The sequence below is a fragment of the Citrobacter sp. wls708 genome, assembly GCF_005281255.1.
Taxonomy (GTDB): domain Bacteria; phylum Pseudomonadota; class Gammaproteobacteria; order Enterobacterales; family Enterobacteriaceae; genus Citrobacter; species Citrobacter werkmanii.
Genome location: NZ_SZXE01000021.1, coordinates 1 through 13,778 on the forward strand (window position 1 = coordinate 1; position 13,778 = coordinate 13,778).

Annotated in this window: 13 protein-coding genes; 10 read left to right on the top strand and 3 right to left on the bottom strand. The window is 47.9% G+C overall.

Annotated elements, in window-relative coordinates:
• Positions 1-133: 133 nt before the first annotated feature.
• On the bottom strand, positions 134-832 hold the full coding sequence (locus FDW97_RS15505) for an RluA family pseudouridine synthase (protein WP_137351278.1): 699 nt from the start codon (positions 830-832) through the stop codon (positions 134-136).
• Between the two features lie 134 nt (positions 833-966).
• Here FDW97_RS15505 and FDW97_RS15510 point away from each other — a divergent pair, with 134 nt between their 5' ends.
• The 7 genes from FDW97_RS15510 to FDW97_RS15540 all read left to right on the top strand — a co-directional run bounded on the left by FDW97_RS15510 (position 967) and on the right by FDW97_RS15540 (position 7,330).
• The gene (locus FDW97_RS15510; RefSeq protein WP_087856342.1) at positions 967-1,758 is read left to right on the top strand and encodes a PhzF family phenazine biosynthesis protein; all 792 of its coding nucleotides are present in this window, start codon (positions 967-969) and stop codon (positions 1,756-1,758) included.
• 39 nt (positions 1,759-1,797) lie between these two features.
• A complete protein-coding gene (locus FDW97_RS15515) occupies positions 1,798-2,106 on the top strand; it encodes a monooxygenase (protein WP_137351279.1) in 309 nt (102 codons plus the stop codon).
• Between the two features lie 225 nt (positions 2,107-2,331).
• Positions 2,332-2,727 (top strand): RidA family protein, encoded by a 396-nt coding sequence (locus FDW97_RS15520; RefSeq protein WP_137351280.1) that lies wholly within the window; start codon positions 2,332-2,334, stop codon positions 2,725-2,727.
• A gap of 27 nt (positions 2,728-2,754) precedes the next feature.
• Positions 2,755-3,723, top strand: coding sequence for a threo-3-hydroxy-L-aspartate ammonia-lyase (locus FDW97_RS15525; RefSeq protein WP_038640351.1), 969 nt, complete (start codon positions 2,755-2,757; stop codon positions 3,721-3,723).
• Between the two features lie 124 nt (positions 3,724-3,847).
• Positions 3,848-4,489, top strand: coding sequence for a transcriptional regulator (locus FDW97_RS15530; RefSeq protein ID WP_085049411.1), 642 nt, complete (start codon positions 3,848-3,850; stop codon positions 4,487-4,489).
• A gap of 400 nt (positions 4,490-4,889) precedes the next feature.
• On the top strand, positions 4,890-5,384 hold the full coding sequence (locus tag FDW97_RS15535) for a molybdopterin-dependent oxidoreductase (protein ID WP_038640347.1): 495 nt from the start codon (positions 4,890-4,892) through the stop codon (positions 5,382-5,384).
• A gap of 17 nt (positions 5,385-5,401) precedes the next feature.
• Positions 5,402-7,330 (top strand): bifunctional diguanylate cyclase/phosphodiesterase, encoded by a 1,929-nt coding sequence (locus FDW97_RS15540; RefSeq protein WP_121529001.1) that lies wholly within the window; start codon positions 5,402-5,404, stop codon positions 7,328-7,330.
• A gap of 88 nt (positions 7,331-7,418) precedes the next feature.
• Here the strand turns inward: FDW97_RS15540 and FDW97_RS15545 are convergent, their stop codons facing one another.
• Together FDW97_RS15545 and FDW97_RS15550 are read right to left on the bottom strand one after the other, a co-directional pair.
• A complete protein-coding gene (locus FDW97_RS15545) occupies positions 7,419-8,621 on the bottom strand; it encodes a glycoside hydrolase family 88 protein (protein WP_085049413.1) in 1,203 nt (400 codons plus the stop codon).
• Between the two features lie 17 nt (positions 8,622-8,638).
• Complete coding sequence (locus tag FDW97_RS15550; protein WP_137351281.1) at positions 8,639-9,916, bottom strand: oligosaccharide MFS transporter; 1,278 nt, start codon at positions 9,914-9,916, stop codon at positions 8,639-8,641.
• Between the two features lie 284 nt (positions 9,917-10,200).
• Here FDW97_RS15550 and FDW97_RS15555 point away from each other — a divergent pair, with 284 nt between their 5' ends.
• From FDW97_RS15555 to FDW97_RS15565, 3 genes are all read left to right on the top strand, one after another.
• The gene (locus FDW97_RS15555; protein WP_137351282.1) at positions 10,201-11,064 is read left to right on the top strand and encodes an AraC family transcriptional regulator; all 864 of its coding nucleotides are present in this window, start codon (positions 10,201-10,203) and stop codon (positions 11,062-11,064) included.
• 161 nt (positions 11,065-11,225) lie between these two features.
• On the top strand, positions 11,226-12,335 hold the full coding sequence (locus tag FDW97_RS15560) for an AI-2E family transporter (RefSeq protein WP_069324210.1): 1,110 nt from the start codon (positions 11,226-11,228) through the stop codon (positions 12,333-12,335).
• Between the two features lie 118 nt (positions 12,336-12,453).
• On the top strand, positions 12,454-13,778 hold a 1,325-nt coding region (locus tag FDW97_RS15565; RefSeq protein ID WP_137351283.1), incomplete at its 3' end, for a HAMP domain-containing protein.

Consider the following 13,778-nt stretch of genomic DNA (forward strand, 5'->3'; position numbering starts at 1 on the left):
TGCACGTTCACGGGTATCTGTGCTTTAGAGAAGTGATACGGCTGAGGTGAACGGAATCCTGATCACGAATCACATGTTCACCATACATACTTAATTGAACGGTATTGCGCCGTCAGGCGGCTTTTTTACGCCTTCAAAAGGGACTGGCGTTTTCGGCATGCACCCACTGTTCGCTGACAGGATGCCTGAAACGCAATGCGCTGGCATGCAGCATCAGTCGCGGGGTGAGTTCAGTGCCTGGCAGCAAACGCCCACCATACAAATCGCACCCCAAAATAGGATGTCCCAACTGCTGACAGTGGATCCGGAGTTGATGGGTACGCCCGGTTTCAGGCGTCAGTTGTACCCGCGTTAAGGGGAGTAATCCCCCGTCCTTCTGGCGCTGGAGAAAACGCTCAACAACCTGATAGCGCGAACGCGCGGGCTTGCCGTTAACGGCGCAAATCGTCATCAGCGGAAACCGCGCCGGATCTTTGCTAATCGCTGCGTCGATAACCCCTGCATTGTTTTCCAAATGCCCGCATAACAGCGCGCTGTATACCTTCGTCACCATGCGCTGACTAAACTGCTGGCACAGCGCGGCGTTAATACCCTTGTTACGTGCCACCACCATCAGCCCGGAGGTGCCGAAATCAAGCCGATGGACCAACGTGCAACCGGGATAAATCTGTACCAGCCGGTGATGTACCGAATCGAGATTCTGCGGATTTTTCCCCGACAAGCTAAGCAGCCCTGTGGGTTTATTGATAAGCACCAGATGCTCGTCCTGATAGAGAATCTCTATCTGGTCATGACAAGTCGGGGCAATAAAGGTATCAAGGATTGTAGACATCAGACGGCCAGGATGGAATGTGGTCACGGATGATAACGAATTTTCACTGCACTGGCGAATCGACCCGCGTAACTAATGGCAATCATTACATGGTAGAGTGGAGGTTATCCCGAGTGCAAAGAGAGGGTTACACAGTGCAACAAATCGATTTTTATATGGTAGACGCCTTTAGCACCACGACGTTTGCAGGTAATGCCGCCGCTGTATGTCCCCTCACGGACTGGCTGCCCGATGAAACATTATTAAAAATGGCGCAGCAGCATAACCAGTCGGAAACCGCTTTCTTTGTCGCCAATGATAATGGCTTTGAGCTACGTTGGTTTACCACGCAGGGAGAAATTAATCTCTGTGGGCATGCCACGCTTGCCGCGGCGCATGTGATTTTCGAACATCTGGATTACCCGGACACGACGATCCATTTTGCCACCCGATTTGTAGGTCCGCTGATGGTCACACGCAGCGGTGAATGGCTGACGCTTGATTTTCCTGCCTGGCAAAGCGAGCCTGTCGTACCGCCCGCCTTACTGCTGGAAGCGTTAGGCATCGCAGAATATAAAGAAGTTCGCGTGGGGCGCGATTACATGGTGGTGTTGGAGGATCAGCACCAGGTCGAGGCTGTACGTCCGAATATCCACGCCATGGTTCCACTAGGCAAAATGGTTTGTATTACCGCGCCTGGCGACGGGGAATATGATTTTGTCAGCCGTTTCTTCTGCCCGGGCGAGGCCGTCGCAGAAGATCCCGTCACGGGTTCGGCGCATAGCATGCTCATTCCTTACTGGGCCGCAAAACTGAATAAAACAGAAATGTTGGCGCGTCAGGTATCTGAACGCGGGGGAGATTTACGCTGTCAATTGGCGGACTCTCGCGTTTATATTGGCGGGCAGGCAACAACTTACCTGACGGGTAAAGTGCTGCTACGCTAACCCTCTTATCCGTTACACAACCCAATCCAGGGAGGATATATGTCGAACAAACTGGTGCAGATTCACTTTAATTTTCATGGTCCGTTTGGCGCCAAGATGTCGCAACAACTTGTCGAACTGGCCGAATCCATCAATCAGGAGCCGGGCTTTATCTGGAAAATCTGGACCGAGAACGAAGCCAATCATGAAGCTGGCGGCATCTATCTGTTTCAGGATCAAGACTCCGCACAGGCTTATATCAAAAAACATACTGCCCGCCTGAAACATCTGGGTGTGGAAGAAGTGTTTTTCAAAATCTTCGATATCAATGAGCCATTGAGTAAGATTAACCACGGTCATATTGGCTAACGTTATTGGCTTAAACGCCCCGTTCTGGGGCGATACCTCCTCCCCCAGTTTTTCCCTCACTCATATCCCAACATCCGCTATATAGCGTGTGTCACGTTTGTTTTAGTTCACAAAATCAACGCCCATGAAAACTATCACTAGCCGACCGGAGCATGAAGGCGTATAAATAATACAAACAGTATTATTTTATACAAATTGAATTACCAAAAACACAGGAGATCGCTTATGTCCCCAGACATTACGCTCAATGCTTCACCAGGAAGTTTCCCCCCGGCGGGTCATTACTCGCACAGTACAACGGCAGGTGGTTTTGTGTTCATTTCCGGGCAACTGCCAGTCACCCTGGATGGCGAAAAAAAAGCCGATGCGTCTTTTGAAGAACAAACCAGACTGGCCTTACAAAATGTCGATGCCTGTCTGGCTGGTGCTGGAGTCTCGCGGCAACATCTGGTTTCAGTGCGTGTCTATGTGACGGATATCAACCAGTGGCCGACATTTAACAGGATCTATGGTGAGTGGATCGGTGATTTTCGCCCTGCCCGTGCTGTCGCTGGCGTTGCCGAACTTCATTACGGTTTTGCCGTAGAAATCGAAGCGATTGCTTTGGCCCCACAGGCCTGATTTTAAACTGTATACAGGTGAATAAAAATGACTGATATGACACTGCCTGATTATAACGATATTGTCGCTGCGGCAGAGCGCATCGCAAATTATGCCAACAAAACGCCGGTAATGACGTCCCGCACGGTTAATGAAGAATTTGGCGCTGAAGTCTTCTTTAAATGCGAAAACTTCCAGAGAATGGGCGCGTTCAAATTTCGCGGCGCTATGAATGCGCTACGCCAGTTCACGCCACAACAACGGGCTGCGGGCGTCGTGACCTTTTCTTCGGGGAATCATGCGCAAGCCATAGCCTTGTCGGCAAAATTATTGGGGATTCCGGCGACAATTATCATGCCGCATGATGCCCCGGCTGCCAAAGTTGCCGCGACCAAAGGGTATGGCGGAAATGTAGTGATTTACGATCGCTATACTGAAGACAGAGAAAAAATTGGTCAGGACCTGGCTGAGAAACAAGGGCTGACGCTGATCCCTCCTTACGATCATCCGCACGTTATTGCGGGCCAGGGCACCGCAACGAAAGAGTTGATTGAGGAAGTGGGACCGTTAGACGTCCTTTTCGTATGTCTGGGTGGCGGCGGCCTGCTATCCGGTTCCGCACTGGCAGCGAGGCATCTTTCCCCTGACTGTGTGGTCTATGGCGTAGAACCTGAGGCAGGCAATGACGGTCAGCAGTCGTTTCGCAGCGGCAACATTGTTCATATTGATACACCGAAAACCATAGCCGATGGCGCTCAGACTCAACACCTTGGGCAGTATACGTTTGCGATTATTCAGCAAAACGTGAACGATATTCTGACTGTCTCAGATACTGAATTAGTCACCGCGATGAAATTTATCGCAGAACGAATGAAAATCGTCGTAGAGCCAACTGGCTGTCTGGGTTTTGCCGCCGCCAGAGCACGTAAATCTGAACTTCAGGGTAAGAAAATCGGCATTATTATCAGCGGTGGAAACGTGGACATCAGCCGCTATGGTGAATTGCTGGCTGGATGATAAGCAAGGTATCTGCCATGCAGATACCTTATTCCTGTCTGTACATTCCCGTCTGGAAAAGCGAGCCCTGCTCACTGTAAACTGCTCATCATCGTGGCAAAAGGCACCACTGCAGGAGACTGGCATGCCAAAAACCGACAATAACTCGCTTCTCAGCCAACTTGATACTATCGCCAGAGGGTTAAGCGAGACCTTTTCTCCCTTTTGTGAAGTGGTTGTTCACGACCTCAAAAAACCTGAACATGCCATTTTGGCCATCCATAATAATCTTTCCGGACGTAAACCAGGCCAACCAGCAACAGAACTGGGTCTGGCGCGCATAGCATCACCAGACTTTCCCAGCATCATCGCCAACTACAGCAATCAGTTTGCTGATGGTCGTCCGGTAAAAAGCACTTCCATTGGTATCAAGGATGAGGACGGTAAATACGTCGCGGCGCTGTGCCTTAATGTTGATATGACGTTGTTTCGGGGTATACAGAGCGCGCTTGCACAATTTACTGAAACCGAAGACTCCCCCATAAAAGAACATATCGATCCCGGTAGTAATGAAGTTATTCGCCAGCGTATTGATGACTTTGCCGCTAAACGCGCGACCACGGCGCGCGCGCTCAAACCTGAAGACCGTAAGTTATTGATTCAACAACTCCGTAAAGAAGGTTTGCTGAACGTACGAAAATCAATGGATACCGTCGCGCAGCATTTAGGCGTGTCGCGAGCCACCGCTTACCTGTATGCGCGCCAGTCGGCACACATGCGCGATTAAGCTGATTCAGACAGGCATAACTGCCTCAACTTGCCTGTCAATCATTGCTGGCACGCAGCAAGCCCACTTACGGGGCTGCTTTACAGCCAGAAATTATCATCCAACGAAAAAACGTCACCTTATGACTGCAAAAAATAAACCTTGGCATTCGTAGGTATTTATTTGCGCTGACTGAATTGATAGCTTATTTTTATACAGACGGGGTAAATTTTAGCGGTACTTTAAATGACAGCATCAGCCTTACTTAATCAATGCATAAAATGGCCCCACACTAACCCACTGATTTCATTAAGTTAAAAAACAAAAAGGCGTACTGTAAAATAATGTCCATACAGTATATATAAATAGCATAATATCTAAATTATAATCTTTTTACATCCGGAAGTCAGGTGAGGTCAGAATGCGGTTATTTGTCATGTTGTTAAGCTTGGTCGTCTCCACACAGCTCTGGGCGGGTGAACTTTCCAAACCTACGGGCAAAGTCCTTTTAACCGTGTCCGGTAATATAGAAAATACAAATGAAGACGGGAAAGCCACTTTTGATACCGCCAGCCTCGAGAAACTGGGCATGGTAAGTTTTCAAACCACTTCTCCCTGGTATAATGGACGCACGACTTTTACGGGTATTCCACTACAAAAGCTCATGGATTTTGTTGGGGCGAAAGGTACGGTTGTAAAAGTTACTGCGCTCAATGACTACACCACCGTTATCCCTCTCAATGATTTCAAGAAGTACAATGTCATTCTTGCTTTAAAAATCAACGGAAAATATATGCAAATCCGTGATAAAGGGCCGTTATTCATTGTGTATCCCTATGACAGCATATCTGAACTGAATAATCAGATTTATTACTCAAGGTCAGCATGGCAGGTCAGTAGAATGGATATTGAGTAAGCGTTCAGAGGAACATCATGAACAGAATACTGGCTGGCATCATATTTTTTCTTTTTATATCTACTGGGTATATTTCCTTCCTGGTGCATGAAAGGCAGCAAGAGTTACAGAAATTAACGCATTACACCGATTCATGGTCCGCTGCGCAAATGGTATCGCAATATTACCGATTCGAATCATTGCTTGGTCTTTACACTATCGATGAAACGACGGGCCTCGATGAGGTACGCCTGCGCCTCGACATTATGCTTAGCCAGAGTGATTTGATAAAAGAAGGTGATTTAGGGCACTATATAGCGAGCAATCAGGCGCACAGTGAACTGGCGTTAAAACTTGAAAATACGCTTAACTATCTGGACGTTAACCTCGAGAAAATGAACCGTTCAGAACTCCAGGCATACCTGAAAAAAATGCATACGCTGGATTCGCAACTTGGCCGCCTTTCATCCGGTGCGTTAAATAAGGATGTTAACTCGATCAATAACGCCAACCTTAAAATTCAAACGCTGTACTATATTTACTCGGCAACCTCTGTTCTGCTGATCATACTGAGTGCGATACTGGGTGTACTGATATTCTTTCAGAACAGAAATATTCTGCGAGCGCATCTTCAGGTAAAGAGTCTCGCTGAAGAACTTCAGAGTTCTAAAGAAAAGTTGCAAATCCAGAATGCAAAACTGGAATATGACGTCTACCATGACTCGCTTACTGATATGAATAACCGCCAATTCTTCTGGGGGAATTTAAATCAAACAATCGAGATGGCAGAAAAAAACAACGATTCCGTGACTGTGATGCTGTTTGATTTAGACCGATTCAAAGAGGTAAATGATACCTATGGTCATGATGCCGGTGATATTTTATTACGCCAGATATCGGACCGTCTGATTTCAATGAGCCACACTTCAGATACGCTGTATCGCTTAGGTGGAGATGAGTTTGCGTTTCTCTCAAGTGGTCTGACAGAGAGCCAGGCCGTTTCGCGCGCCCAAAAGATATGCGATTTTATCAGCCAACCCTACACGATTTATAACACAATTATAAACATAACTACCTGTGTTGGGATTGTTATATCAGAAACAGAACGCCGCTCCGATTATCTTTATAAATTTGCAGATCTGGCCCTGTATGAAGCCAAAAATGAAGGTTCAGGTAAGATAAAAGTCTTCCGGCAATGGATGTTAGAAAAGCTGCAAGAAAGCAGAACGCTTGAGCATGATATGGCGATGGCCATAGTGAATAAAGAATTCGTGGTTTATTATCAGCCTATTGTGGATTCTTTCAGCCGGGAAATTTACAGCTATGAAGCCCTTATTCGTTGGGTTCACCCTCTAAAGGGCCTCCTGTCGCCGGATAGCTTTATTCCTGTTGCGGAAAAAACAGGCATGATTAACGAGATGGGAAAATTTGTGCTGGAAATTGCCTGTACGGAAGCGGCTTCCTGGACGATTCCGGCCAAAATTTCAGTCAATGTCTCGCCGGTACAGCTAAGCAGCAAAGCCTTTGCCGGAATAGTGCTGACTATTCTGAAAGAAACAGGACTCCCCGCTCAACGCCTTGAACTGGAGGTCACTGAATCCTCCATCTTTACTGAGAGTAATACACCGATGAATACGCTGAATAAACTCAGGGCGCTGGGCGTGAAAATCTCCATCGATGATTTTGGTACCGGGTATTCTTCTCTTTCCCGGTTGAGCCGGCTGGCCTTCGATAAAATAAAAATAGATAAGTCCTTTGTACATTCACTGTCTACCCAGGACGATGCCCTTAATATTATCAAACTCATTACAGGCATGGCGAAATCCCTTAATATGAAGGCTGTTGCAGAAGGCGTTGAAACGCAAGAACAACTGGAAAAACTTCAGGCACTGGGCTGTGATTTCGCACAAGGATATCTGTTTGGTAAACCTCAACCGGGAATTGATGGGAAAATCAGACACGGCTAAATCTGAACGGATATCCCTGGCCGCTAAAGTGGGGCAACAACACTGTTGCCCCACTTTAAATATTTCATACGCTTAGAGATAATTGTCTCTACCAATAAGGCGTCCAGCACTGGCGCACACGAGTTAACGCTTCAAGATAAAAATAGTCTCCCCAGGAACAACATTCATCAACACCTTTACCAGCTGGCATATGATAAACCGAGTGCATCAGTAACCCTTCACATTCCGATTCATTTGTAGAGAGATAGCGCTTAGTCAGCGATTGCACAATCCGCAAAGCCACTTCTTCATACTGCATCCTACCCGCATCTGTCGCCGGTAATGCTTTCGCCAACTCCAGCAGACCACAGGCAGCGATGGCTGCTGCGGAACTATCGCGCACGGCATCTGTGTTATTCAAAGCCAGATCCCAGTGACAAATTGAGTCCTCAGGCAGGCGGTTAATAAAGTAATGACTCAGGCTGCGGGTCAGGCTGACGAACTCAGATTTCCCCGTATACAGATAGCTAAGCATGAATCCATAAATCCCCCACGCCTGACCACGTGCCCAGCATGAGCTATCGCTGTGTCCCTGGTGCGTATTGCCAAACCGCGGCTCACCTGTCACAACATCCATATAGTAGGTGTGATACGTCGATGCATCGGGCCGTACGATATATTTCGCAGCCTGCATGGCATGGGATAAGGCCGCGTCAGCAAAGACCCGATTCCCCGTCTGCTCGCTTGCCCAATAGAGCAGTGGAAGGTTCATATTACAGTCTATAATCATTCGTCCCTGCTGCTCTGGATCTGTCAGATCTCCCCATGCCTGGATAATACCTGCTGTTGGGTTATAGCGTTGCATCATCATTTCAGCCGCATGCAGAGCGATATCGCGTGCGGCTGCGTTACCTGTCAGTTGCCATGCGTTTACACACGACAATGAATAAAGAAAGCCGAGGTCATGGGTATCTGTTTCAATACGGTTAACCAGACGATGAGCGAATGAAGTAATGAATCGCTCAGCAGCCTGACGGTATTTGCTATCACCGGTCATCTCCCACAATAGCCAAAGCTGCCCTGTCCAGAAACTGTTTGTCCATTGGTTATTTTCAGCGGGTTGCCATTTCCCTCCTTCACAGGCCTCATTGGGAAATTTATTGCCAAGAGCATATAACGTTCGATCAATTCGTGACGAAATATACGGTATTGCATTATCTAACTCTTTTTTCAATGCCTGACGGTCAACTGGGGCTGCGTCTGACACGCGCAGGGGTTCAGTAACGACATTGGCCGTTTTATTAGCAATCATAAATTATCCTGTTATTACTATTTCGATGTTTTAATAGTCTGAGAACGCAACATATCAGCGCGCGGCGCTAATATCTTGTTTCCCGCATGGCTACAAGAAAGCGTGAAAGCGGAAATTAGCGTGAACAGCAGTGCACAAACACCCATAATTAAAAAGGTTTGTGCAAAACCTATTTTATCGTATAAATACCCCGCTGGTGGCGCCACGACAACAGAACCGACATATACCATTGCCTGATAACCCAGCAAATACATGGTGGCGTTAACGCGTTTATGAAAGTGTTCGGCGATATATTTAAATACAGAAATTAGCAGTAACGCTATTTCCACACCGTAAAATGGTTTAATAATTGAAATCATAATTGGGTCGACGGTTAAACCAGAAAGAATCAGACGAAGCCCCACGACTAGCCCGCACAGCAGCAACCCCTTCTTGGCACCATAATAGTTAACCAGCGTGGGAATAAACATCATCATCAGGAATTCAATTCCAGCCTGGAGCGTCCCCAGGTAACCATACCAGGCATTGCCCTGCTCTTTGGTGGCAAAGAAAGAAACAAAGTAACGAGGAAATTGCTGTTCTGCTACAAACATCATCCACGCGACACCTGCGACATACAGACTAAACATCCAGAATTTACGGTTCTGCATCAGCGCAATGACATCGGCAAAGACAATTTTATTTTCTGAGATAACCGAGTTATTTCGTAACTGCTCATCACCAATTTTCAGGCTCAACAACACCACCAGCATGACTACGGATGTGGTACTGCTCAGTATAAAGTTAGCGATTGGAGTATAGTTGAATAATACGCCGGAAACCGAAGCCGCCAGCGCCCAGCCGAGCGATCCCCACATTCGGATACGGCCAAACTCCAGGCCGTAAAGGCGACTGAAACGATCGGCATAGGATTCAGCGGCTGCCACTCCCGCATACCATCCCAGGCTTAAATAGAATGCACCAATAATAATGCCGAACATCGTATGACTCAGCAATAAAGGCTTATAAATAACCACAAAAAACGGTGCCATTAATGCCGAAGTGGCGCAGACAAAATAGAGAAGCCATTTGCTCATGCCTATTTTATCCATGATGTAACCATATACTGGTTTCATAACCACGGCAAACACACCATTAACCGCGAATACTGTACCAATTGTTACGCTATCAAGACCAACTTTTTGACTCAGCCATAATGCATATAAGCCGAAGCTGGATGACCAGGTAAAGAAATAGAGAAAAATAAAGCTGCTCATTTTGAGCTGCGCTAAGCGAGTCGGGGCAATCGCGTTCATGATGCGGCTCCAGCATTATCTCGACAATGATAAGTATAAATAAAAAAACCGAAGGTTTAATTGCAATCATAATCCACTACCTCTTATGAAGTATTTATAGACTCAAGGTTTCAGCCGACAACCAGGTGCTGACGGACGGAGATTAGTCTTTTTGTTTCCTACGGCAGCGTGAGCATGTTCACAAAAACAGTTCGATTTTTAAGTTTGATTAGATTTTTGGACCGATATTCAGCAATATCTTTAATATATAGCAGTAAAACTTAATTCTGTTGTCATGGTAAAAAATGAACGATCCACAAAAACTAGAAAGAATTGCGATGGGGAATGAAGTGATTTCTTTTCAGCGTCCAATGGGCGCGAGTGTTCATTATTACCATTGGCATCAATGCATTGAGTTTTTATATATTTCAAAAGGTTACGGGATAGTCGTCGTTGATAAACAACACTATACAGCGAAGCCGGGCAGACTATTTATTTTCCCACCGTTTCGCTTGCATAAGGTACAGGTTGATGTTGCACCGAACAACCCGTCTTATCGTACGGCTATGCATATTGAGCACAACGAAATAATCAGTGCCTTGCAGATGTTTCCCCGCCACCAGGCTCAATTTGCAGCACTCTCTGGTACCCATGCTCCGGCACAAATTCACGATCTCAGTGAACATGCGGACTATATTGCCTATATCCTCGATCGGTTTGAATCACTTAAGGGCAACGGGTATCAATCAGCTAGCGATGTTGCTTTTCTGGTAATGCAACTTCTGGACTTTCTTCCCCTGCAACCGCAGAGTGTGGTGCATCAACAGCAGACCGTGGCGGCCCGCATTATGCAGTGGGTAGAAGAGCATTATCAGCAAAAGTTTTCACTTGATGAATTAGCCGCAGATGTTGGCTTTTCACGCAGCTATACCTCGCGGATTTTCCGTCAACAAACCGGTGGCGGGATCCAGGAATATATACTGACCCGCAGGATTAAAAAAAGCTGTGATTTATTGCGCTACTCATCGCTGAACGTGACAGAGATTGCCGAGCATGTGGGTTTTACGGAAATGACCTATTTCATTACCTGTTTTAAAAAAATGATGGGACAATCTCCTTTACAGTACCGCAAACAATACGAGGATAAAACGGGTCACGACACGGCGTAAAGAACACCATTCTTATCGGTTCGACGGACAACGGTATTCTCTCCTCTCTGAGCTTACGTGAGTCGGTATCCGCAAGTATTGAGCAGAGATCTTCAGCAAAAGTTGGTAAATCCTCAGAACGGTTCTATAGTCGGGACTGCTTCTCATTACAGGATTCACCGATGCGATTTAACGGACTGACCAAAGGTTTCTTCATTTTCATACTTGCCCTCGTTACCTGGGCGTTCTTCGACGTGCTGTCCCCCTACTTTTCCGCCATTTTGTGGGCCGCGATCTTAACGACTATTTTTAACCCGGTAAAAAACAGGTTGCGCAGCGCACTTGGCGAACGCAACGGGCTGGCATCGTTAATAACCATCGCCATTATCTGTTTAATTGTCTTTATCCCACTCATGGTGATCCTGTCATCGCTGGCCATTGAACTCAATGTGGTTTACAACAAACTGCAACAAAACGACACGCAGTTTCCCGAAGTCGTCACCTCTATTCTTTCGTATCTTCCTGGCTGGGCGCGAGGATTCCTCGCAGAACACAATCTGGATAATGTTGCAGAAATCCAGAAAAAGCTGTCCGACATTGTGTTGCAAGGCGGCCAGTACCTTGCGGGCAGCGCGTTCCTGATCGGTAAAGGGACATTCGGCTTTGCCATCAGCTTTGGCATCATGCTGTATCTGCTGTTTTTCTTGTTAAAAGATGGACCTTATCTGGTACGCCAGATTCTGGACTCATTACCACTTTCTGATTTTGCCAAACAGCATTTGTTCGCCAAATTTGTCGGTGTAACGCGCGCAACCGTCAAGGGCACAGCAGTTGTGGCTTTAGTTCAGGGGATTCTTGGCGGAATCGCGTTTGCGATTGTGGATATCGACGGCAGCGTTCTGTGGGGCGCATTAATGGCGTTTCTCTCTCTGGTGCCTGCCGTCGGCTCGGCAATCGTCTGGGTACCCGCAGCCATATTCCTCTTCGCTACGCACCAACTTTGGCAAGGGCTGTTTATCGTCGGGTTCTTCGTGATTATCGTCGGTCTGGTGGACAACATCCTGCGCCCGCTTTTGGTAGGAAAAGACACCAAAATGCCGGACTACCTGATTCTGATAACCACCCTCGGCGGGATGGAGATTTACGGCATTAACGGGTTTGTGATTGGCCCGCTGATCGCCGCGCTGTTCATTACCTGCTGGAACCTGTTTTCCGGGCGCGATCATGCCGGTAACGTGGAAGGTATCGACGAAGCCTTTATGGAAGAAGGAAAAAATCCTCCAGATTTATGATGTCAGGACGATAACAGAAGGCGGCCCAGAGCCGCCTTTTTTATTTTCACGCAAAATCATACGTTTCCTATAATTTCAATCATGCTAATTGATTAATCGTCGCAGAAGGAACTAATCAGTGCGAATAGCCACAATCACCAACTGGGCCTACAGCGCGACGGTATGCCTGACCATCGCCTCCGGCGTTGTCATGCTGATGGCGTCCAACGCCGATAACACCGAACGCCAGGTGGTGGAACAACGTTATAAATTTGACCAACTGACCGAAGAAGTGGAACTCGACGCCTGGTCGCTGTCTGATATGGCGCGTCTCTACGTGGTCAGTAAAGACCCTGATGCTTTGAACAACTATCGTCAGAAAGAGGCGTCACTGAAAGCCGTTGAGCATCGCCTGGCAGCGTTGAAAGATGCCGGAGCGACAGGTGAAGAACTGGCGCTATTGCATGAAGGATTGCAGATTGTTGATGCTCTGCAGGACGAACAAACTGCAGCGCTGGCCAGCGTCGCGCGGGGAGAACACACACAAGCGATTGCCCTGCTCTTCAGCAAAACCTATGAACAGGAACTGGAGCGGGCACAGGACCGGATAGACCATTTCCGCCAGTTGCTCGACAACCGTGTACTCAATGCCATTGAAGATGCCACTCAGGCGTCACGTACACTGCGCACAGCCTCTGAAGTGATGGTCGGTCTTACGGCGCTGCTATTTTTGTTCGTTCTTGGGTTTATATTGAAGCGCCGTGTGTTGCGCCCGGTGGTGCGTTTGAGCGATGTAGTTAACCGTCTGGCATCGCAAGATTATGCTGTCGAGACACCCAGCTTTAACCAGATCGATGAAATTGGCGATATGGCCCAGGCGATCCGGATTTTTCGCGAGAACGGGCTGGCCCGTCAGCGGCTGGAGAAAGAGAGAGACGCCGACTGGGGGATCCGCGAACTACTGGCGCGCATGACGCAGCGTCTGCAGGGGTGCGAAAGTTTTGCCGATGTTATTAATGTGGCGGAACTGTTCGCGCCGAATATTGCTCCAGGTATCGCCGGCCGACTGTACATACTGGATCGGGAGCCCTGGCAGATGCGCTGCGTTGCGCAGTGGCTCTCACCAGAGGGTAAAGCCGATGCGTTTCACCCGGACGAATGCTGGGCGGTACGCCGCGGCCAGAGCCATCCACCGGTACAAGACGAACCGGATATCGCCTGCTACCATCTGCCAGAATCGTGCCAGCGGCATACCTTATGCGTGCCGCTGATTGCCCAGGGTGAAGCCATCGGCCTGCTCTCATTCCAGAATCTCAGCGAGGATTCCACCTCATCTCGCGCCTACCTGGAACTGATGGCAGAAGCACTCGGTCTGGCATTAGCCAACCAACGCCTGCGCGATGCGTTGCTGGAGAAAGCGCTGTACGACCCCCTAACCGGCCTGCGCAATCGTCATCATCTTGA